This is a genomic window from Pseudomonas sp. NPDC077186 (assembly GCF_044543505.1).
Lineage (GTDB): Bacteria > Pseudomonadota > Gammaproteobacteria > Pseudomonadales > Pseudomonadaceae > Aquipseudomonas.
In genome coordinates, this window is sequence record NZ_JBITWE010000002.1 from 544704 (window position 1) to 566234 (window position 21531).

Genomic DNA, 21531 nt, shown 5'->3' on the forward strand with positions numbered 1-21531 from the left:
ATCCGCGACTTACGGACTATTTATGTTTTTCCACATTAAATATCAGTCTTGACAGAAGCGCAAATGGCTACCCGGGAAAAAAAACGCTTATAATGTGATCAGCTTTTCCCTTTTAGCCTCAGCTCCTGCTTAACTCATTCTTTTACTTGGAATTCCGAACATTTTGATACGCCTGCTGAAGTTCTTCTGGTGGTCTTGCGTTGCCGTTTTTTGTGGGCTGTTGCTCAGTTTCAGCGGCGCGTTTCTTTATCTTAGCCCGACCCTTCCGTCCGTCGAGTCGCTGCGCCAGGTGCAGCTGCAGATCCCCCTGCGCGTCTACAGCAGCGATGCCAAGCTGATCGCCGAATTCGGCGAGATGCGCCGCTCGCCCATTCGCTTCGACGAGATTCCCAAGGAATTCATCAGCGCCCTGCTGGCCGCCGAAGACGATAATTTCGCCAATCATTATGGCGTCGACGTGACCAGCCTGATGCGCGCTGCCACGCAATTATTGAAAAGCGGGCAGATCCAGACTGGCGGCAGCACCATCACCATGCAGGTGGCGAAGAACTTCTTCCTCACCAGCGAGCGCAGCTTCTCGCGCAAGATCACCGAGATCCTCCTGGCCCTGCAGATCGAGCGCGAGCTGAGCAAGGACGAGATCCTCGAGCTCTACGTCAACAAGATCTACCTGGGCAATCGCGCCTACGGCATCGAGGCGGCGGCGCACGTCTACTACGGCAAGTCGATGCGCGAGCTGAACCTGGCGCAGATGGCCATGATCGCCGGCCTGCCCAAGGCGCCGTCGCGCTACAACCCACTGGTCAATCCGACCCGCGCCAAGGAGCGTCGCGACTGGATTCTCGGCCGCCTCTACCGCCTCGGCCGTATCGACCAGGCCACTTACGAGACCGCCCTGGCCGAAGAGGTCGATGCCCGTTACCACGTGCCCGCCCCCGAACTCAGCGCCCCCTACATCGCCGAGATGGCCCGCGCGGAGATGGTTGGCCGCTACGGCAGCGAGGCCTACACCGAGGGTTTCAACGTCACCACCACGGTGCCCAGCCAGCTGCAGGAAGTGGCCAACAGCGCGCTGCGCGAAGGCCTGATCGACTACGACCAGCGCCACGGCTATCGCGGCCCGGAAAGCCGCCTGCCGGGCATGACCCGCGAGACCTGGCTCGCCGAGCTGGGCAAGTTCCGCAGCATCGGCGGCCTGGAGCCGGCCGTGGTGACCCAGGTGGAGAAGAGCGGCATCCTCGTGCTGACCCGCAACGGCGAGGAGCAGGCGGTGTCCTGGGACAGCATGAAATGGGCGCGCCCCTTCCTCAGCACCAACAGCCTCGGCCCGCGCCCTCAACAGCCGGCGGACGTCGCCCAGGTCGGTGACATCGTGCGCGTGCAGCGCCAGACTGACGGCAGCCTGCGCTTTCTGCAGATTCCGGCGGCGCAGAGCGCGCTGGTGTCGCTCGACCCCTACAGCGGCGCCATCCAGGCCCTGGTCGGCGGCTTCTCCTTCGACCAGAGCAACTACAACCGCGCCGTGCAGGCCAAACGTCAGCCCGGCTCCAGCTTCAAGCCCTTCGTCTACAGCGCGGCGCTGGACAGCGGCTACACCGCCGCCACCCTGGTCAACGACGCGCCGATCATCCTCTCCGACGATTACCTGTCGCAGAAATGGCGGCCGAAGAACGACAACAACACCTTCCTCGGCCCGATCCGCCTGCGCGAGGCGCTGTACAAGTCACGCAACCTGGTTTCCATCCGTCTGCTGCAGGACATGGGCATCGATCGCAGCCTGCGCTACATCGAGCGCTTCGGCTTCGAGCCGCAGGACCTGCCGCGCAACCTGTCGCTGGCGCTCGGCACCGCCAGCCTGACCCCGCTGGAAATCGCCGAGGGCTGGGCCACCTTCGCCAACGGCGGCTACAAGGTCGAGCCCTACCTGATCGAGCGCATCGACGACCGCAACGGCAAACCGCTGTTCCACGCCAATCCGGCGCGAGTGCCGAGCAGCGCGCCGACCGCGGACAGCGCCACGCTGGCGGTGAACGCCACGGCCGAGCTGCCGCTGGAGGAACCCAAGGTCGCCGAGCAGATCATCGATGAACGCACCGCCTACATCATGACCAGCATGCTGCAGGACGTGATCAAGCGCGGCACCGGCCGCCGCGCCCTGGCCCTGGGACGCGACGACCTGGCGGGCAAGACCGGCACCACCAACGAATCCAAGGACAGCTGGTTCTCCGGCTACAACGCCGACTACGTGACCACCGTCTGGGCCGGTTTCGACCAGCCGGAAAGCCTCGGCCGCCACGAGTACGGCGGCACCGTGGCGCTGCCGATCTGGATGAGCTACATGGGCGCCGTGCTGAAGGATCGCCCCAGCCACCGGCCCAAGGAGCCCAAGGGGCTGCTCACCCTGCGCGTCGACCCGCTCAGCGGCCGCGCCGCGGCGCCCGGTACGCCGGATGCCTACTTCGAGCTGTTCAAGAGCGAGGATTCGCCGCCGCCGATGAGTGAGTTCGAGCCCGGCATGGGCGTTCCCGGCAGCCCGCTGCCGGCCGACGAAATGGCGCCGATCGATCTGTTCTAGAACAGCCCCAGGCTAGACCGACGAAGCGTGATCCGACGGGCACTCCCGGTCACGCCTGCGGCCAAGGCGAGGCCTTTCTGCAGGCAATAAAAAACCCGCCGAAGCGGGTTTTTTATTGCCTGGCCTTAGCCGTTGAACACTTCGTCCACCGAGTTCAGCGGATAGTGCTTCGGATAGGGCAGCGTGGCCACGCCGGACTCGATGGCGGCCTTGGCCACGGCATCGCAGACCACGGTGATCAGGCGGCGGTCCATCGGCTTGGGAATGATGTACTCGCGGCCGAACTCCAGCTTGATGCCGCCGTAGGCATCGCACACGTCCTGCGGTACCGGCAGCTTGGCCAGGTCACGCAGGGCCAGGGCGGCGGCGATCTTCATTTCCTCGTTGATGCGGGTGGCGCGTACGTCCAGGGCACCGCGGAAGATGAAGGGGAAGCCCAGCACGTTGTTGACCTGGTTCGGGTAGTCGGAACGACCGGTGGCCATGATCACGTCGTTGCGGGTCTCGTGCGCCAGCTCCGGCTTGATTTCCGGATCCGGGTTGGAGCAGGCGAAGACGATCGGGTTGGCCGCCATGCGCTTGAGGTCTTCCGGGCTCAGCAGGTTGGCGCCGGACAGGCCGACGAACACGTCCGCGCCATCGAGGGCATCGGCCAGGGTGCGCTTGTCGGTCTCGGTGGCGAACACCGCCTTGTACTGGTTGAGGTCGTCGCGACCGGCGTGAATCACGCCCTTGCGGTCGAGCATATAGATGTTCTCGACCTTGGCGCCCATGCTCACCAGCAGCTTCATGCAGGAGATGGCGGCGGCGCCGGCGCCGAGGCAGACGATCTTCGCCTGCTCCAGGGTCTTGCCGGCGATTTCCAGGGCGTTGAGCATGCCGGCGGCGGTGACGATGGCGGTGCCGTGCTGGTCGTCGTGGAACACCGGAATGTCGCACTGCTCGATCAGCGCGCGCTCGATCTCGAAGCACTCGGGGGCCTTGATATCTTCCAAGTTGATGCCGCCGAAGGTGATGGAGATGCGTTTCACGGTGTCGATGAAGGCCTGCGGGCTCTCGGAGTCGACTTCGATGTCGAACACGTCGATGCCGGCGAAACGCTTGAACAGCACGCCTTTGCCTTCCATCACCGGCTTGGAGGCCAGCGGGCCGAGGTTACCCAGACCGAGGATCGCGGTGCCGTCGGAAATCACTGCCACCAGGTTGCCTTTACCGGTGTAGCGGTAGGCCAGCTCGGCGTCGCGGGCGATTTCGCGGACCGGCTCGGCGACACCCGGGCTGTAGGCCAGCGACAGGTCGCGGGCGGTGGCGGTGGCTTTGGTCAACTCGACGCTCAGCTTACCCGGGCGGGGTTGAGCGTGATATTCGAGAGCGGCAGTTTTGAGATCTGACATAGTGGCATTTCCGCTTTTGTTGGCTGTTGAACGGGCAGGCGGCCGAGGATACGCAAGTTGTATACAGCTGCACAAGACCGTTCGGTCGCTATTGAATCGACCGGCTAGCGCAGGGTTTTCAGCCAGTCGCCGGGACGCGGCTCACCGCCGGGATAGAGCCCGTTGAGCAGGCGCAGCTGGGCTTCGCCGTCACCCGGCAGCGGGCTGTCCTTGGCCAGCGCCGCCAGGCTCTGCCCGGCCTTGGCGCGGGCCAGGCGCAGGCGCACCGGCTCGGCCAGCTTGCGCTCCTCGGCCTTGAGCGGGCGGTAGCTGCGGATCACCTCAAGGAAGTGCTGGTCCTGGCTTTCCAGGGAGGCGCGCCCCTTCACCACGCCGATGAACAGATAGGCCCGCTCGCCGCGGTAGATCGCCGCCACGCGCCGCGCCGGCTGCCCCGGCAGCACCGCGGTGTAGCCCTGCAGCGCGCCCAGGCGCAGCTCTTCGCCGGCGGCCAGGCGCTGATTGCCGACCCGCTGGCGAAGAAATTCCTCCGGCGTCAGGCGCGTGTCCGCCGCCTCCAGGGTCATGGCGACGAAGGCCTGCTGATCGGCGCTGTGGCCGATCAGCACGTCGGGGCGGTTGACCAGCTGCCAGCCGGCCGGATAGCTCAGGGTGAAATCCAGTTCGCCGTGATAGAAGTGCCGCCCGCGACGAATGCCGCTGGCGGCCGAGTCGCCGAACACCAGGCCGTCGAGCATCTGCAGGAAGGTATCGCGCCCCACTTCCTGAGACTCGCCGACCAGGGCGCGGGCCGGGCCGACCACCTGCTGCAGGCGTCGCTCGTTGTCCGGGTGGGTGTCGAACAGGCCGTGATAACCGCCGGCCGCCACCGCTTCGCCGCGCTTGGCCGCCTGGGCGCGGGCGAAGTCTTCCTGGTTCTTCAGCACCTTGACCACCTCGATCATCGCCTGCGGGTCGTAACCGCTGCGCGCCAGGTACTGGGCGCCGAGGCCGTCGGCCTCCAGCTCCATGTCACGGCCGTAGCCACGCACGAAGGCGTTGCCCATCACGCCGGTCAGGTCGCCCACCGCGCCGATGCCGGTGCCGATGGCCGCGGCCTGGCCGAGCAGACCCCAGGCGGTGGACTGGCTCTGCTGGCGCACGCTGTGCCGCGCGGTGACGTGACCGACCTCGTGACCGAGCACCGCGGCCAGCTCGGCCTCGGAATTGAGGTAGGCGAGCAAGCCGCGATGGATGTAGATATAGCCGCCGGGCAGGGCAAAGGCGTTGATGTCGGGGCTGTCGACCAGGGTGAAGACATAGTTGAGCTGGCTGCGATGACTGTTGCGCGCCACCCGCTCGCCGACCCGCTGGATATAGGCCTGCAGCCTGGCATCGTCGTAACGCGGGTACTGCTTGAGGATTTCCTGGTTGTAGCGCGCGCCGAGATCCAGTTCCTGGCGCTCGCTCATCATCACGAAGTCGTTGCGCCCGGTGGCCGGGTTGACCGCGCAACCGGCCAGCCAGGCACAGGCCAGACAGACAAGCACGGTTCGCATCATGGCAACACCTCCAGCATCGCCGGGTGGGTCAGTGGCAGCATCCACCGCGCCTGGGCGGATTTCAAGCCGCCGCGGGACTGGCGGTCGATCACCCAGCCGCGCGCCTCCACCCGCGCGCCCTCGAGGCGCTGCAGCGCGCGCACATCGAACTGCTCAAGCAGCGCCGGCGCCACCCGCAGCACCCGCCCGCCGTCCAGTTCCAGCCACAGGCCGCCACGATTGCGTTGCACCCGGCTCACGCGCCCACCGAGCAGGGCGAAGCCGCCGCTGCGCAACTGGCCGGCTGCCTGCACCTGCTCCTTGCGCCACAGCCCCAGGCGCTGCTGACGCGCCTGACGCTCGGCCGCCTGCTGACAGCTCGCCAAGGCGACGTTGGGCGCCACCGCGACCATGAAACCGAGCCCCTCGGCCAGCAGCTGCGCCTCCAGATTGCGCCCTTGGCGGTCATAGAGATGGGCCAGGGTGCGGCCGTAGCGATCCTTGCCCTCGCGCCCCGGGCGCAGGCCGACACGGCCGTCGTTGGCCGCCACCAGCGCCTGCAGACGGCGCTGGGCCTGCACCGCGAAGGGTTCGTCGCCACGCCCCTGGCGCCCCAGCTCCGGCGCGTTGAGGCCAATCAGGCGCACGCTGCGACCATCGACCAGGCGCAGGGTATCGCCATCCACCACCTGCTTGACCGCCAGCTGCGGCAGATCCGCCTGCAGCGGGCAGAAGGCCTGGGCGAGCCCTGCCCAGGCGACAAAAACGAAAAAGGCGCCCACCAGGGACGCCTTTTTCAGCTTCACGGACAAGACCATGGGCCGTTCCGCAATCGCGCGGTCGCTTACTTGGTAGCGCCGAACACGCCGAAGCGCTGCTTGAAGCGATCGATACGGCCGCCGGTGTCCAGCACTTTCTGCTTACCGGTGTAGAACGGGTGGCACTCGGAGCAAACGTCGAGGCTCAGGTTCTTGCCCAGGGTGGAGCGAGTCTTGATCACGTTGCCGCAGGAGCAGGTGGCGTCGATCTCGACGTAATTCGGGTGGATATCGGCTTTCATGGGGGTTTCCTCGGGGTGTTTGTGCCGCCACCCGACCCAACGTCAGGCACCGCACAGAAATAGGCCGCGGATCATACCAGAGCCGCCAGTCGATGCAAGCCGCGCGGGGTGCCGACCGTCGCGTGCTAAGATCGCCGGCCTGTCCTTGGAGGCTCGTGTGCCCGACCTGATCCTGCGCCTCGCCCTGCCCTCGCCGCTGCGCCGCCTGTTCGACTACCGCGCCCCCGCCGGCGTGCCGCGCAGCGCGCTGCAGCCCGGCGTGCGCCTGCGCGTGCCGTTCGGCCGGCGCGAGATGATCGGCATTCTGGTGGAGGTCGACAGCCAGAGCGAAGTGCCGGCGGACAAGCTCAAGCCCGCCCTGCAACTGCTCGATGCCCGCCCGCCGCTGCCGGCGGCGCTGTTCAAGCTGTGCCTGTGGACCGCGCAGTACTACCAGCACAGCCTCGGCGACACCCTGAGCTGGGCGCTGCCGGTGCTGCTGCGCCAGGGCGAGCCGGCGGAGACGCGCCAGGAGCGCTACTGGCTGGCCAACAGCGGCGCCAGCCTCGAGGATCCGCGCCTGGCCCGCGCGCCGCGCCAGCGCGAGGCGCTCAAGGCGCTGGCGCAGCATCCGCACGGCGTCGCCCACGGCCTGCTCAACCAGCTGCAGCTCAACCGCGACAGCCTGCAGCTGCTGCATGAAAAAGGCCTGGTGCGGGTCGAGGTGCGCCGCACCCAGCCGCACGCCAAGCCGGCGCACTGGCTGGCGCAGCCGGAGCTGCCACTGAATGCCGAGCAGCGCGCGGCGGTGAATGCCGTGGCCTCCGGCTGGGGCCAGTTCAATGCCTTCCTGCTGGCCGGCATCACCGGCAGCGGCAAGACCGAGGTCTACCTGCAGCTGATCCGCCAGTGCCTGGAGGCCGGCAAGCAGGCGCTGGTGCTGATTCCCGAGATCAACCTGGGGCCGCAGACCCTGGACCGCTTCGCCCGCCGCTTCAACGCGCGCATCGCCCTGCTGCACTCGGCGGTGAGCGACCGCGAGCGCCTCGACGCCTGGCTGGCGGCGCGCGACGGCGAGGCCGACATCGTCATCGGCACCCGCTCGGCGCTGTTCACCCCGCTGCACAACCCGGGGCTGATCATCGTCGACGAGGAGCACGACGCCTCCTATAAACAGCAGGAAGGCCTGCGCTACCACGCCCGCGACCTGGCCCTGGTGCGCGCGCGCCAGGAAAACGTCCCCATAGTGCTCGGCTCGGCCACCCCGTCGCTGGAGAGCCTGCACAACGCCCACAGCGGCCGCTACGCCCTGCTCCGGCTGACCCAGCGCGCCGGCGGCGCCATCGCCCCGCGCTTTTTGCGCCTGGACGTGAAGAGCCGGCCGCTGGATTCCGGCATCAGCGGGCCCATGCAGCAGGCCATCGGCCAGACCCTGGCCGCCGGCCAGCAGGTGCTGGTGTTCCTCAACCGCCGCGGCTTCGCCCCGACCCTGCTCTGCCACGACTGCGGCTGGCTGTCGGAATGCCCGCGCTGCGACGCGCGGATGACCGTGCACCAGCGCCACGGCGAGCTGCGCTGCCACCACTGCGGTCATGTCGAGCGCCGGCCGAGCAACTGCCCCAAATGCCAGCACGTCGACCTGCGCCCGGTGGGCGCCGGCACCGAGCGCGCCGAGGAACGCCTGGCGCTGCTGTTTCCCGACTACCCGGTGCTGCGCATCGACCGCGACAGCACCGCGCGCAAGGACGCCATGGCCAAGCTGCTGGCCACCATCAACAAGGGCGAGCCGTGCATCCTGGTCGGCACGCAGATGCTCGCCAAGGGTCACCATTTCCCGCGGGTGACCCTGGTCTCGATTCTCGATGCCGACGGCGGCCTGTTCTCCGCCGATTTCCGCGCCAGCGAGCGCATGGCGCAGATGATCGTCCAGGTCGCCGGGCGCGCCGGACGTGCCGAGGAACCGGGCAAGGTGATTATCCAGAGCCACCTGGCCGACCACCCGCTATTGGTGCAGCTGACCGAGCAGGGCTACTTCGCCTTCGCCGAACAGGCCCTGGCCGAGCGCCGCGGCGCCGGCCTGCCGCCGTTCTGCCACCTGGCGCTGCTGCGCGCCGAGGCGCACAAGCCGGGGCAGGCCGAGGGTTTTCTCGACGAAGCCTGCAGCGAAGCCGAGCTGCTGCTGAACGAACTGGGCCTTTCCGGCATCGAACTGCTCGGCCCGGTGCCGGCGCCGATGGAACGCCGCGCCGGCCGCTATCGCGCCCAGCTGCTGCTGCAGGGCAACGCCCGCGCGCCCCTGCACCGCCTGCTCACGCCCTGGCTGCAGGCGCTGGAGCAGATGCCCAGCGGCCGCGCGGTGCGCTGGTCACTGGACGTCGACCCGATCGATCTGTTCTGAACCGCATAGCCGTAGGGTGGACATGGCGCCAGCCTTGTCCACCGTGGCCGGCGATGGGGTGGACAAGCCTGCGGCATGTCCACCCTACATTCATCTTTACCGAGCTCTGCTTGTGGCCTGCTGCTTGCAGCTGCTTTTATAATGCGCAGTTTTCGACCAATGCCCCCGGGCGACCCGAGCCGACCATGAAAGACAGCATTCGCCACCTGATCCAGCAAGCCCTCGCCCGCCTCACCGCCGACGGCGTGCTGCCCGAGGGCCTGAGCCCGGCCATCCAGGTGGAGAACACCAAGGACAAGAGCCACGGCGACTTCGCCAGCAACATCGCCATGATGCTGGCCAAGCCGGCGGGCATGAAGCCGCGCGAGCTGGCCGAGAAGCTGATCGCAGCCCTGCCGGCCGACTCCGGCGTCGCCAAGGTGGAAATCGCCGGCCCGGGTTTTCTCAACTTCTTCCAGAACAGCGACGCCCTGGCCCAGCGCCTGGAGGCGGCACTGGCCGGCGAACGTCTCGGCGTGCGCAAGAACGGCCCGGCGCAGCGCGTGGTGGTCGACCTGTCGGCGCCCAACCTGGCCAAGGAAATGCACGTCGGCCACCTGCGCTCGACCATCATCGGCGACGGCGTGGCGCGGGTGCTGGAGTTTCTCGGCGACAGCGTGATCCGGCAGAACCATGTCGGCGACTGGGGCACCCAGTTCGGCATGCTGCTGGCCTACATGCAGGAAAACCCGGCCGCCGCCGAAAGCGAGCTGGCCGACCTGGAAGGCTTCTACCGCGCGGCGAAGAAGCGCTTCGACGACTCCCCCGAGTTCGCCGACCGCGCCCGCCAGCTGGTGGTCCAGCTGCAGGCCGGCGACGCCGAATGCCTGCGCCTGTGGCACCGCTTCAACGACATCTCCCTGAGCCACTGCCAGGCCATCTACGACCGCCTCGGCGTCAAGCTCTCCATGGCCGACGTCAAGGGCGAGAGCGCCTACAACGACGACCTGCCGCAGGTGGTTGCCGATCTGGCGGCCAAGGGCCTACTCACCGAGGACAACGGCGCCCAGTGCGTGTTCATGGACGAGTTCAAGAACGCCGAGGGCAACCCGCTGCCGCTGATCGTGCAGAAGGCCGGCGGCGGCTACCTCTACGCCACCACCGACCTGGCCGCCACCCGCTACCGCGCAGGCGTGCTCAAGGCCGACCGCGTGCTGTACTTCGTCGACCAGCGCCAGGCCCTGCACTTCCAGATGGTCTTCGCCTGCGCGCGCCTGGCCGGTTTCGTCCCGCCCAGCATGGAGCTGGAGCACATGGGCTTCGGCACCATGAACGGCCCGGACGGCCGCCCGTTCAAGACCCGCGACGGCGGCACGGTGAAGCTGGTGGAGCTGCTCGACGAGGCCGAGCAGCGCGCCTATGAGCTGGTCAAGAGCAAGAACCCGGAGCTGGGCCAAGACGAGCTGCGCCGCATCGCCCGCACGGTCGGCATCGCCTCGGTGAAGTACGCCGACCTGTCCAAGCACCGCACCAGCGACTACAGCTTCAACTTCGAGCTGATGCTCAGCTTCGAGGGCAACACCGCGCCCTACCTGCTGTATGCCTATACCCGCGTGGCCGGCGTGTTCCGCAAGCTGGGCAAGGGCATCGAGGAGATCGGCGGGCAGATCGTCCTGGTCACCGAGCAGGAACAGGCGCTCGGTGCCAAGCTGGCGCAGTTCGGCGAGCTGCTCGCCAGCGTCGCCGACAAGGGCACCCCGCACATGCTGTGCAGCTACCTGTACGACCTGGCCGGGCTGTTCTCCAGCTTCTACGAGAACTGCCCGATCCTCACCGCAGAGGATCAAGCCACCCAGCACAGCCGCCTGCGCCTGACCGCCCTGACCGGGCGCACGCTCAAGCAGGGCCTGGAGCTGCTCGGCCTGGAAACCCTGGAGCGCATGTAAATGGCCGCGCGCAAGAAACCCGCCCCCAAGCGCGGCGCCAGCCGCTACCAGGCGCCGGCGAAGAAGCCGGTGCCGGGCTGGATCTGGCTGGCCTGCGGCCTGCTGGTCGGCGGTTTCTTCATGTTCCTGTTCAGCCTCGAGCCGGGTCGCGACGAGATCCAGCGCGACAAGGGCGAGCCGCCGCGCACCGCCAAACCGGCCCCCAAGCCGGCGCCGAGCGAACCGAGCAAGCCCAAGTACGACTTCTACACCCTGCTGCCGGAGTCCGAGGTGATCCTGCCGCAGGCGCTGGAAGAGCCCCCACCGCCGCCAGCGCAAAAACCGGTGACCCCGGAGGAAGCGGCGAAGATCGACGCCGCCCGCGCCGAGGCCGCGCTCAACGGCCAGGTGCCGCCGCCCCCGCCGCCGGTGATCGCCGCCGCGCCGCTGACCACCCAGTTCTTCCTCCAGGCCGGCTCGTTCCGCCGCCGCGACGATGCCGACAGCCTGCGCGCGCAGATCATCCTGCTCGGCCAGAACGTGCGGGTGGAAACCGGCAAGGTGCGCGAGGAAACCTGGCACCGCGTGCTGGTCGGCCCCTTCGCCAACCGCGAACAGCTGGCCGGCGCGCAGAAGACCCTGGCCGCCAGCGGTTTCGGCAATCTGCTGTTACAGCAGCGCCAGGTCCGTTGATCCGCCTTTCGTCCGCCGTCGGTTGAAAAGCCGCGGCGGGCCCCCCATCTGAGTCTGCATCCGGGCAATTCGCCCCGCTGCGTGGAGACTCTCCCCTTGACCACCATCGTTTCAGTGCGCCGCCACGGCAAGGTCGTGATGGCCGGCGACGGCCAGGTATCCCTCGGCAACACCGTGATGAAGGGCAATGCCAAGAAGGTCCGCCGCCTCTACCACGGCCAGGTGCTGGCCGGTTTCGCCGGCGCCACCGCCGACGCCTTCACCCTGTTCGAGCGCTTCGAGGGCCAGCTGGAAAAACACCAGGGCCACCTGGTGCGCGCCGCCGTCGAACTGGCCAAGGACTGGCGCACCGACCGCAGCCTGAGCCGCCTGGAGGCCATGCTGGCGGTGGCCAACAAGGACGCCTCCTTGATCATCACTGGCAACGGCGACGTGGTCGAACCCGAGGAAGGCCTGATCGCCATGGGCTCCGGCGGCAACTTCGCCCAGGCCGCCGCGCGCGCCCTGCTGATGAAGACCGAGCTGTCCGCCCTCGAGGTGGCCCAGACCGCACTGGGCATCGCCGGCGACATCTGCGTGTTCACCAACCATCACCAGACCATCGAGGAACTGGACGCCGCCGAGTAGCGTCCGGTTGTTCATCCCGTTTCGATAGCGAGCCCGATTCCATGTCCATGACGCCCCGCGAGATCGTCCACGAACTCAACCGCCACATCATCGGCCAGGACGACGCCAAGCGCGCCGTGGCCATCGCCCTGCGCAACCGCTGGCGGCGCATGCAGCTGCCGGCCGAGCTGCGCCAGGAAGTCACGCCGAAGAACATCCTGATGATCGGCCCCACCGGCGTCGGCAAGACCGAGATCGCCCGGCGCCTGGCCAAGCTGGCGGGCGCACCCTTCCTCAAGGTGGAGGCGACCAAGTTCACCGAGGTCGGCTACGTCGGCCGCGACGTCGAATCGATCATCCGCGACCTGGCCGACGCCGCGGTGAAGATGCTCCGCGAGCAGGAAATGACCAAGGTCCGCCACCGCGCCGAGGACGCCGCCGAGGAGCGCATCCTCGACGCCCTGCTGCCGCCCGCGCGCCAGGGCTTCGGCGACGAGCCGGTGCGCAGCGAGGACTCCAACACCCGCCAGCTGTTCCGCAAGCGCCTGCGCGAAGGCCAGCTCAACGACAAGGAAATCGACATCGAGGTGGCCGAGTCGCCCATGGGCGTGGAGATCATGACCCCGCCGGGCATGGAGGAAATGACCAACCAGCTGCAAAGCCTGTTTTCCAACCTCGGCAAGGGCAAGAAAAAGAGCCGCAAGCTCAAGGTCGCCGATGCGCTGAAGCTGGTGCGCGACGAGGAAGCCGCGCGCCTGGTCAACGAGGAGGAACTCAAGGCCCGCGCCCTGGAGGCGGTGGAGCAGCACGGCATCGTCTTCATCGACGAGATCGACAAGGTGGCCAAGCGCGGCAACACCGGCGGCGCCGACGTCTCCCGCGAAGGCGTGCAGCGTGACCTGCTGCCGCTGATCGAGGGCTGCACGGTCAACACCAAGCTGGGCATGGTCAAGACCGACCATATCCTGTTCATCGCCTCCGGCGCCTTCCACCTGGCCAAGCCCAGCGATCTGGTGCCCGAGCTGCAGGGTCGCCTGCCGATCCGCGTCGAGCTCAAGGCGCTCAGCCCGCAGGACTTCCAGCGCATCCTCTGCGAGCCGCACGCCTCGCTGACCGAACAGTACGCGGCGCTGCTGAAGACCGAGGGCCTGGACATCGAGTTCGCCGAAGACGGCATCCAGCGCCTGGCCGAGATCGCCTGGCAGGTCAACGAAAAGACCGAGAACATCGGCGCGCGGCGCCTGCACACCCTGCTCGAACGCCTGCTGGAAGAGGTCTCGTTCAGCGCCGGCGACCTGGCCGCGCAGCACAGCGCTACGCCGATCCGCATCGACGCGGCCTACGTCAACGGCCACCTCGGCGAGCTGGCGCAGGACGAAGACCTGTCGCGCTATATTCTGTAAGACCCGTAGCCCGGATGAAATCCGGGGCCCCTGAAAGCCCCCGGATGGCATCCGGGCTACCGACAACGGAAATCCAGCATGCCCATCCCCAGCGCGATCAAACTGCACAAGGCCTCGAAAACCCTGGAACTGCGCTACGGCGAACAGAGCTATTCGCTCAGCGCCGAGTTCCTCCGTGTGCACTCGCCCTCGGCCGAGGTGCAGGGGCATGGCAAGCCGATTCTGCAGACCGGCAAGCTCAACGTCGGCCTGGAGCGCATCGAACCGGCCGGCAACTATGCACTGAAACTGTGCTTCGACGACGGCCATGACAGCGGCCTGTTCACTTGGGACTATCTGCACGAGTTGGCCACCCGGCATGATCAGCTGTGGGCCGACTATCTGGCGCAGCTCAGCGCCGCCGGGAAATCCCGCGACCCCAGCGAATCGGTCGTACGTCTGATGCTCTGAGGCGTCAGGAAAACCCTTGCCACAGAGCGCTCGGCGCATCCGCCAACGACCACGTTAACGACAGTTAGGGCGAGTTTTCTAATCTATCGCGGCATACTCCTGCGCCATCGAGCAGCTTGCTTAACTTCACAAACTCGGGTAACCAAGGAACTGGCAGGTTCCCTGCATTTGGCAGTGCCAGGTGCAACGAAATACGCGGACTCGATCCGCCCCCGGTAACCCGAGCAGTACCAGGCCCTGTGTCGCCGTGCGCCCTCGCAGGCCGGTATTCGTCTCAGGACAATGGAGCGTCGTAGATGAGTGATAAGAATAACGAAGACCTGAAACGCCAGGCCTCGGAAAACACCCTGGGACTCAACCCGGTGATTGGTATCCGCGGCAAGGATCTCCTGACCTCTGCCCGCATGGTGCTCTCCCAGGCACTCAAGCAACCCTTCCACAGCGCCAAACACGTCGCCCATTTCGGCCTCGAACTGAAGAACGTCATGCTCGGCCAGTCCGCGCTCAAGCCTGAAGACGGCGACCGCCGTTTCGCCGACCCGGCCTGGAGCCAGAACCCGCTATATCGCCGCTACCTGCAGACCTACCTGGCCTGGCGCAAGGAACTGCATGACTGGATCGAACACAGCTCGCTGTCCGAGCAGGACGCCAGCCGCGGCCACTTCGTGATCAACCTGATGACCGAGGCCATGGCACCAAGCAACAGCATGGCCAACCCGGCGGCGGTCAAGCGCTTCTTCGAGACCGGCGGCAAGAGCCTGCTCGACGGCCTCTCGCACCTGGCCAAGGACATGGTCAACAACGGCGGCATGCCCAGCCAGGTCAACATGGCGGCCTTCGAGGTGGGCAAGAACCTGGCCACCACCGAGGGTGCCGTGGTGTTTCGCAACGACGTGCTGGAGCTGATCCAGTACAAGCCGATCACCGAGAGCGTGCACGAGCGCCCGCTGCTGGTGGTGCCGCCACAGATCAACAAGTTCTACGTGTTCGACCTGTCGCCGGACAAGAGCCTGGCGCGCTTCCTGCTGCGCAGCCAGGTGCAGACCTTCGTGGTCAGCTGGCGCAACCCGACCAAGGCGCAGCGCGAGTGGGGCCTGTCCACCTATATCGCGGCGCTCAAGGAAGCCATCGAGGTGATCTGCGCCATCACCGGCAGCAAGGACGTCAACATGCTCGGCGCCTGCTCCGGCGGCCTGACCACCGCCTCCCTGCTCGGCCACTACGCCGCCCTCGGCGAGCAGAAGGTGCATGCCCTGACCCTGCTGGTCAGCGTGCTCGACACCCAGCTCGACACCCAGGTGGCGCTGTTCGCCGACGAGAAGACCCTGGAGGCGGCCAAACGCCGCTCCTACCAGGCCGGCGTGCTGGAAGGCAGCGACATGGCCAAGGTGTTCGCCTGGATGCGCCCCAACGATCTGATCTGGAACTACTGGGTCAACAACTACCTGCTCGGCAACGAGCCGCCGGTGTTCGACATCCTCTACTGGAACAACGACACCACGCGCCTGCCGGCGGCCCTGCACGGCGAGTTCATCGAGATGTTCCAGACCAACCCACTGACCCGTGGGGGCGCGCTGGAGGTCTGCGGCACGCCGATCGACCTCAAGCAGGTCACCTGCGACTTCTTCTGCGTCGCCGGCACCACCGACCACATTACCCCCTGGGACTCCTGCTACAAGTCGGCCCACCTGTTCGGCGGCAAGTGCGAGTTCGTGCTGTCCAACAGCGGCCATATCCAGAGCATCCTCAACCCGCCGGGCAACCCCAAGGCGCGCTACATGACCAACAGCGAGATGCCGGCCGATCCCAAGGCCTGGCAGGAAAGCTCGACCAAGCACGCCGACTCCTGGTGGCTGCACTGGCAGAGCTGGCTGGCCGAGCGCTCGGGCAAGACCAAGAACGCGCCCACCGCACTGGGCAACAAGAAACATCCGGCCGGCGAGGCCGCCCCGGGCACCTATGTGCACGAACGCTGATTCGGCGCAGCTTGCGCCACTCTGCCTGCGGCACTGGGAGGTGCCGCTCGCCGCAACGCCGGCGAACCAGGCTCGCCCTGGTGAATCTGGGAGTGGCCGGGACGGTCGCCCCCAGCGTTTCAACTGACAGGGCCCGCGCGCATGCCGTCACCTTTCGTATTTCGCACCATCGACCTCGATGGCCAGACCATCCGCACCGCGGTGCGCCCCGGTAACGGCCAGCTGGTGCCGCTGCTGATCTTCAACGGCATCGGCGCCAACCTGGAGCTGGTGATGCCCTTCGTCCAGGCTCTCGACCCGGACCTGGAGGTGATCGCCTTCGACGTGCCCGGCGTCGGCGGCTCGTCGACCCCGGCCACGCCCTACCGCTTCCCCGGCCTGGCCAAGCTGGCGGCGCGCATGCTCGACTACCTCGACTACGGCCAGGTCAACGCCATCGGCGTGTCCTGGGGCGGCGCCCTGGCGCAGCAGTTCGCCCACGACTACCCGGAGCGCTGCAAGAAGCTGATCCTCGCCGCCACCTCGGCCGGCGCGGTGATGGTCCCGGGCAAGCCCAAGGTGCTCTGGCGCATGGCCAGCCCGCGGCGCTACGTGCAGCCGTCCTACGGCGTGCGCATCGCCCCGGACATCTACGGCGGCGCCTTCCGCCGCGACCCCAAGCTGGCCATGGCGCATGCCAGCAAGGTGCGCTCCGGCGGCAAGATGGGCTACTACTGGCAGCTGTTCGCCGGCCTCGGCTGGACCAGCATCCACTGGCTGCACAAGATCCGTCAGCCGACCCTGGTGATGGCCGGCGACGACGACCCGCTGATCCCGCTGATCAACATGCGCCTGCTGGCCTGGCGCATCCCCAACGCCGAACTGCACGTGATCGACGACGGCCACCTGTTCCTGGTGACCCGCGCCGAAGCGGTGGCGCCGATCATCATGAAGTTTCTCGAGGAGGAACGGCAGCGCGCGGTGATGCACCCGCAGCCCGCCCCGGCGCGCCAGCATTGAACGCACAACTGTAGTGCACGACTGTCAGATTGCTCGACAAGGAGGCCGCCGCAGCGCCTCCGCCTGATTCGCGCGGCTGTCTGGAACGCCCTTCCGGCGCGCTTGGTACAAGGCTTGCTGCGCAGCCTCGTACCTTGAAAGTCTCTACCAGGATTGACGACGGAGTGTTGCCCCATGCGAGACAAGCCCAATAGCGGCGCCCTGCCCACGCCTGCCACGTTCATGAACGCCCAGAGCGCTGTGGTCGGCGTGCGCGGCCGCGACCTGCTCTCCACCGTGCGCCTGCTCGCCGTGCAGGGGCTCAAGCATCCGGTGCGCAGCAGCCGCCACCTGCTAGCCTTCGGCGGCCAACTCGGCCGCGTGCTGCTCGGCGACACCCTGCACAAGACCAACCCGCAGGACGCGCGCTTCGCCGACCCCACCTGGCAGCTCAACCCCTTCTACCGGCGCAGCCTGCAGGCCTACCTGGCCTGGCAGAAGCAACTGGGCGCCTGGATCGACGACAGCGAGCTGTCGGCCGACGACCGCGCCCGCGCGCGTTTTCTCGCGGCGATCCTCAGCGACGCCCTGGCGCCGTCCAACAGCCTGCTCAACCCGCTGGCGCTCAAGGAGCTGTTCAACAGCGGCGGCAGCAGCCTGTTCAAGGGCATGCGCCATCTGCTCGACGACCTGCTGCACAACGACGGCCTGCCCAGCCAGGTCAGCAAGCACGCCTTCGAAGTCGGCCGCAACCTGGCCTGCACCCCAGGCGCCGTGGTGTTTCGCAACGAGCTGCTGGAGCTGATCCAGTACCGGCCGATGAGCGAGAAACAGTACGCCAAGCCGCTGCTGATCGTGCCGCCGCAAATCAACAAGTACTACATCTTCGACCTGTCCAACGACAAGAGCTTCGTCCAGTACGCGCTGAAGAACGGCCTGCAAACCTTCATGATCAGCTGGCGCAACCCGGACGCGCGGCACCGCGAATGGGGCCTGTCGAGCTACGTGCAGGCGGTCGAGGAAGCCGTCGACGCCTGCCGCGCGATCAGCGGCAGCAAGGAGGTCAACCTGCTCGGCGCCTGCGCCGGCGGCCTGACCATCGCCGCCCTGCAGGGCCACCTGCAGGCCAAGCGGCAGCTGCGCAAGGTGGCCAGCGCCACCTACATGGTCAGCCTGCTGGACAGCCAGATCGACAGCCCGGCCATGCTCTTCGCCGACGAGCAGACCCTGGAATCGGCCAAGCGCCGCTCCTACCAGCAGGGCGTGCTGGACGGCCGCGACATGGCCAAGGTGTTCGCCTGGATGCGCCCCAACGACCTGATCTGGAACTACTGGGTCAACAACTACCTGCTCGGCAAGCAGCCGCCGGCCTTCGACATCCTCTACTGGAACAACGACAACACCCGCCTGCCGGCGGCGCTGCACGGCGACCTGATCGACTTCTTCAAGCACAACCCGCTGAGCCGCGCCGGCGGCCTGGAGGTCTGCGGCACCCCGGTGGACCTGGCCAAGGTCACGGTGGACAGCTTCAGCGTGGCCGGCATCAACGACCACATCACGCCCTGGGACGCGGTGTATCGCTCGGCCCTGCTGCTCGGCGGCGAACGCCGCTTCATCCTGTCCAACAGCGGGCATATCCAGAGCATCCTCAACCCGCCAGGCAACCCCAAGGCCAACTACTACGAGAACGGCAAGCTGACCTCGGACCCACGCGCCTGGTACCACGACGCCCAGCACGTGCCGGGTAGCTGGTGGCCGCAGTGGCTGGAATGGATTCAGGCACGCTCCGGCGAGCAGCGCGAGACCCTGCTGGCGCTGGGCGACCAGAAGCATCCGCCGATGGAGGCCGCGCCCGGCACCTACGTGCATATCCGTTGAAGGGCTGGCCGGCGCCGCGCCGGCCGCGTTATCGTCAACGCCTCCGCGCCCTGAATAAGAAGATCGGATGAAAACCCGCGAGCGCATCCTGCACACCGCCCTGCAGCTGTTCAACCAGCAGGGCGAGCCTAACGTCTCGACCCTGGAGATCGCCAACGAGCTGGAGATCAGTCCGGGCAATCTCTATTACCACTTCCACGGCAAGGAGCCGCTGGTGCTGGAGCTGTTCGAACGCTTCCAGGCCGAGATGGCGCCGCTGCTCGACCCTCCCGCCGACGCGCAGCTGGACGTCGAGGACTACTGGCTGTTCCTCCACCTGATCGTCGAGCGCCTGGCGCAGTACCGCTTCCTGTTCCAGGACCTGTCCAACCTGGCCGGACGCCTGCCCAAGCTGGCGCGCGGTATCCGCCACTGGCTGAACGCGCTCAAGCGCACCCTGGCCGCATTGCTGGCGCGGCTGATGGCCGAGGGACAACTGGTCAGCGACACCCGCGCCCTCGGCCAACTGGTGGAGCAGATCACCCTGACCCTGCTGTTCTCCCTCGACTACCAGCGCATCCTCGGCAGCGACGGCGAGAGTCGCCTGGTGGTCTATCAGGTGATGATGCTGGTGGCGCCGCACCTGGCCGCGCCTTCGCGCTTCGCCGCCGAGCAACTGGCGCAGCGCTACCTGGACGCCTGAGCCGCGCAGAAACGCAAACGCCCGGCACTAGGCCGGGCGCTTGTGATCCCGAGAAACTCAGGACGGGGTGGCAGGCGTCGCCGCAACGGCAGCCGGGGCCGGTGCCGGAGCTGCAGGCGCCGCCGCGGGAGCCGCGACGGGGGCCGCAGCGGCCGGCTTCGCTGCAGCGGCCTTGGGCGCGGCAGGCTTCTTCGCCGCCGGCTTCTTCGCCGCTGCCGGTTTCGCCGCCGGCTTGGCAGCAGGTTTCGCCGCGGCCTTGGCTGCCGGTTTGGCAGCGGGCTTGGCGACCGGCTTGGCGGCGGCCGCAGGCTTGGCCGCTGCCGGTTTGGCCGCAGCTTTTGCAGCCGGCTTGGCGGCAGCCTTGGTCACCGGCTTGGCGGCCGGTTTCGCCGCGGCTTTCGGTGCCGGCTTGGCAGCCGCTTTCGCCGCCGGCTTGGCCACCGACTTGGCCGATACGCCAGCGATCTTCTCCAGCTGCTTGGTCAGGCTGTCGACCTTGTCGTTCAATGCCTTGACCTCGTTGCGGCTGGGCACGCCCAGCCGCGAGATGGCATTGTTCAGACGCTTGTCGAAAGCCTCTTCCAGCTCGCTCCACTTGCCGATCGCCTTGTCCTTGACCTCATCGACCTTGGACTTGGCGGAACCGACCTTGGAGCCGACGCCGGCTTTCACCGCATCGACCTGCTTGTCGACTTCGCTCTTGGCCAGTTTCTCGGCCTTCTCGCCGTCCTTGACCAGGGTATCGAACAGCTTGGTGCCGTCCTTGCTAACCTTGGAGTAAGCGCCCAAGCCTGCCAACCAGATCTGGCGCGAGTATTTCTCGACCTCGCCGATCCAGGAGCTGGTCTGTTTCTCGGTTTTCTTCTTAACAGCCATCCTGATCTCCTTATTTGGTACGCGCGACGTGCTCGAGCAACGCGCTCAGCTCATCCAGCTTAGCAGAGAGTGCCTCAACATCCTGCTTGGAGGGAATGCCGATACGGTTCAGGGCGGCGGCGACACGGGTGTCGAAGGCCTTCTCGATCTTGTCGAGCTGCACTTCGACCTTGCCCTTGACGCTGGTGACGTTGGAGTTGACGGTTTTCTTTACCGATTCGATCTGGCTGTTGGCGGCTTCGACCTGTTCGTCGACCAGCTGCTTGCCCTTGCTCTCGAGGCTCTCGCCGCTCTTGACCAGTTCCTTGAAGTACTCGACACCCTCGGCACCGGCCTTGGCGTAGGCGCCCAGGCCCGCCAGGTAGATCTTGCGGGCATAGCCCTTGACGTCATCGAGCAGACCGACTTTGTCCTCGGCCACGGCTTCGACTTTCTTCTTCACGGCAACTTTCGACATGGTGCACCTCACGCGCTTTGACAGTTAGCGGAAACGCCCACGGAATGCAGGCTTGGGTACACCCTAGGGAGAAAAATTAGAAATCGCATACTAGGCGCGCGGTCGGGTGGATCGCGCGTCATCCACCCCAGCCTCGAATTGCAGCCGGCTGCGAGACTCCAGCCGCGGGGATCGTCGGGCGGAGCACTGCGTGCTCCCTGTTGGGCTTCGCTGCGCTCAGCGCCAACCTACGCCAACGACTTGTCCAGCACCTGCTCGATCTCACGCTTGATGCTGCCGCCCATGGCCGACAGCAGCAGGCCCAGCTTGAGCTCGACGCACACCCGATCCTCGCCCACCTCGATGCTGCCGTCGGCGCCGCTGCGCTTGAACTCCAGGGTGTCGCCATTCCAGCGGTAGCGCACGTCGTACTCGCGGGCCAGGCGCTCGGCCAGTTGCTCGGCCTTCTCGCGCGCAGCGGCGCGGCCGAGCTGGTGGGGACGTTCGACGCGAATACGGGACATGGCAACTCCTTCGACTGACTACCGAGCGCCGCGGCGGCCGTGGCCTGCGGCATGGGGTCACATCACTCTACCAGCCCGCCGCGCGGCCGGGCACCCGGGCAAGACAAAGGCGCCGGGCGCCGAGTAGGACATTGAGAAACGTAGGCGAGGCAGTCAGCGCAAGGCAAAAACAGGCGAGGAAGCGGAGTTTACGACTTGT

General features: G+C 66.9%; 18 protein-coding genes. 11 read left to right on the forward strand and 7 right to left on the reverse strand.

Annotation, left to right across the window (positions count from 1 at the left end):
* Positions 1-166: 166 nt before the first annotated feature.
* Positions 167-2575: a penicillin-binding protein 1A gene (locus tag ACIGKL_RS11065; RefSeq protein ID WP_397486860.1), complete on the forward strand. Its 2409-nt coding sequence runs from the start codon at positions 167-169 to the stop codon at positions 2573-2575.
* Between the two features lie 125 nt (positions 2576-2700).
* Here the strand turns inward: ACIGKL_RS11065 and ACIGKL_RS11070 are convergent, their stop codons facing one another.
* The 4 genes from ACIGKL_RS11070 to rpmE form a co-directional block, all read right to left on the reverse strand.
* Entirely contained in the window at positions 2701-3969 is a 1269-nt protein-coding gene (locus ACIGKL_RS11070) for a malic enzyme-like NAD(P)-binding protein (RefSeq protein ID WP_031302588.1), read from the reverse strand.
* Between the two features lie 104 nt (positions 3970-4073).
* Positions 4074-5510 carry a M48 family metalloprotease gene (locus ACIGKL_RS11075; RefSeq protein WP_397486682.1) on the reverse strand — a complete coding sequence of 479 codons (1437 nt, stop codon included), beginning with the start codon at positions 5508-5510 and terminating at the stop codon, positions 4074-4076.
* Positions 5507-6307, reverse strand: a complete 801-nt coding sequence (locus ACIGKL_RS11080; protein WP_397486683.1) for a thermonuclease family protein — start codon at positions 6305-6307, stop codon at positions 5507-5509. The genes ACIGKL_RS11075 and ACIGKL_RS11080 overlap by 4 nt, the downstream gene beginning before the upstream one ends.
* Before the next feature lie 26 nt (positions 6308-6333).
* On the reverse strand, positions 6334-6549 hold the full coding sequence (gene rpmE, locus ACIGKL_RS11085; RefSeq protein WP_021445703.1) for a 50S ribosomal protein L31: 216 nt from the start codon (positions 6547-6549) through the stop codon (positions 6334-6336).
* 157 nt (positions 6550-6706) lie between these two features.
* On the opposite strand from rpmE, the gene ACIGKL_RS11090 reads away from it, so the two are divergent.
* The 10 genes from ACIGKL_RS11090 to ACIGKL_RS11135 all read left to right on the forward strand — a co-directional run bounded on the left by ACIGKL_RS11090 (position 6707) and on the right by ACIGKL_RS11135 (position 19496).
* Complete coding sequence (locus tag ACIGKL_RS11090; protein WP_397486684.1) at positions 6707-8926, forward strand: primosomal protein N'; 2220 nt, start codon at positions 6707-6709, stop codon at positions 8924-8926.
* Between the two features lie 185 nt (positions 8927-9111).
* Complete coding sequence (gene argS, locus ACIGKL_RS11095) at positions 9112-10851, forward strand: arginine--tRNA ligase (protein WP_397486685.1); 1740 nt, start codon at positions 9112-9114, stop codon at positions 10849-10851.
* Entirely contained in the window at positions 10852-11523 is a 672-nt protein-coding gene (locus ACIGKL_RS11100) for an SPOR domain-containing protein (RefSeq protein ID WP_397486686.1), read from the forward strand.
* 96 nt (positions 11524-11619) lie between these two features.
* Positions 11620-12150, forward strand: a complete 531-nt coding sequence (gene hslV, locus ACIGKL_RS11105) for an ATP-dependent protease subunit HslV (protein ID WP_397486687.1) — start codon at positions 11620-11622, stop codon at positions 12148-12150.
* 41 nt (positions 12151-12191) lie between these two features.
* Positions 12192-13532, forward strand: a complete 1341-nt coding sequence (gene hslU, locus ACIGKL_RS11110; RefSeq protein ID WP_397486688.1) for an HslU--HslV peptidase ATPase subunit — start codon at positions 12192-12194, stop codon at positions 13530-13532.
* 78 nt (positions 13533-13610) lie between these two features.
* Positions 13611-13982 (forward strand): gamma-butyrobetaine hydroxylase-like domain-containing protein, encoded by a 372-nt coding sequence (locus tag ACIGKL_RS11115; protein ID WP_017678529.1) that lies wholly within the window; start codon positions 13611-13613, stop codon positions 13980-13982.
* Positions 13983-14278: 296 nt separating this feature from the next.
* Positions 14279-15958: a class II poly(R)-hydroxyalkanoic acid synthase gene (gene phaC / locus ACIGKL_RS11120; RefSeq protein WP_397486689.1), complete on the forward strand. Its 1680-nt coding sequence runs from the start codon at positions 14279-14281 to the stop codon at positions 15956-15958.
* A 141-nt stretch (positions 15959-16099) separates the two neighbouring features.
* Positions 16100-16957, forward strand: coding sequence for a poly(3-hydroxyalkanoate) depolymerase (gene phaZ, locus ACIGKL_RS11125; RefSeq protein WP_021442881.1), 858 nt, complete (start codon positions 16100-16102; stop codon positions 16955-16957).
* A gap of 174 nt (positions 16958-17131) precedes the next feature.
* Entirely contained in the window at positions 17132-18814 is a 1683-nt protein-coding gene (phaC, locus tag ACIGKL_RS11130) for a class II poly(R)-hydroxyalkanoic acid synthase (protein WP_397486690.1), read from the forward strand.
* 67 nt (positions 18815-18881) lie between these two features.
* A complete protein-coding gene (locus ACIGKL_RS11135; RefSeq protein WP_397486691.1) occupies positions 18882-19496 on the forward strand; it encodes a TetR/AcrR family transcriptional regulator in 615 nt (204 codons plus the stop codon).
* A 57-nt stretch (positions 19497-19553) separates the two neighbouring features.
* On the opposite strand, the gene ACIGKL_RS11140 is transcribed toward ACIGKL_RS11135, so the two are convergent.
* From ACIGKL_RS11140 to ACIGKL_RS11150, 3 genes are all read right to left on the reverse strand, one after another.
* Positions 19554-20372, reverse strand: a complete 819-nt coding sequence (locus ACIGKL_RS11140) for a phasin family protein (RefSeq protein ID WP_397486692.1) — start codon at positions 20370-20372, stop codon at positions 19554-19556.
* Between the two features lie 10 nt (positions 20373-20382).
* Entirely contained in the window at positions 20383-20829 is a 447-nt protein-coding gene (locus tag ACIGKL_RS11145; RefSeq protein ID WP_397486693.1) for a phasin family protein, read from the reverse strand.
* A gap of 227 nt (positions 20830-21056) precedes the next feature.
* Positions 21057-21332: a polyhydroxyalkanoic acid system family protein gene (locus ACIGKL_RS11150; RefSeq protein ID WP_021444112.1), complete on the reverse strand. Its 276-nt coding sequence runs from the start codon at positions 21330-21332 to the stop codon at positions 21057-21059.
* Between the last annotated feature and the right edge of the window lie 199 nt (positions 21333-21531).